Origin of the sequence: uncultured Dokdonia sp. (assembly GCF_947492815.1) — a bacterium.
Taxonomy (GTDB): Bacteria; Bacteroidota; Bacteroidia; order Flavobacteriales; family Flavobacteriaceae; genus Dokdonia.
Genome location: NZ_CANLOB010000107.1, coordinates 1 through 420, shown reverse-complemented (window position 1 = coordinate 420; position 420 = coordinate 1). Strand labels below are relative to the sequence as shown.

1 protein-coding gene is annotated in these 420 nt (G+C 39.0%); it reads right to left on the bottom strand.

Annotation, left to right across the window (positions count from 1 at the left end):
• Positions 1-420 (bottom strand): hypothetical protein (locus Q1A01_RS23730; protein WP_299686072.1); only part of this gene is annotated, 420 nt, incomplete at both ends.

Below are 420 nucleotides of genomic sequence, written 5' to 3'. Positions count from 1 at the left end.
ATCAGCATCAGCCTCTGTGGCATGGTAACTCACAATCCAATCAGCATTACCTCCAGTAATCTCATCATCACGACTACGTAAATCAAAAATTGAAAACTCATCCATATCACTACCACTCGCAACATCATCACAAAGCTCATAAATAGCAGGCTGTACAGGTGTAGGAAGTGGGTGAACGATAAGCTCTAAAATAACCTGAGCACTACAGAAAGTAGTGGTACTTTGAGCAATATCTGTCACAACAGCAATCACACTGTCGCTTCCTGTGGTGGTGTTACTTGTATAATTTGAAGGATCTGCAATAGGAACATTATTATCAACAGCCAATTGGTTGACAAACCATTCAATCGTAAATATCGTAGGGTCCAAACCATCTAAAATCTGATTTTCTTGAGTAGTTAAATCAAATACTGATAGACC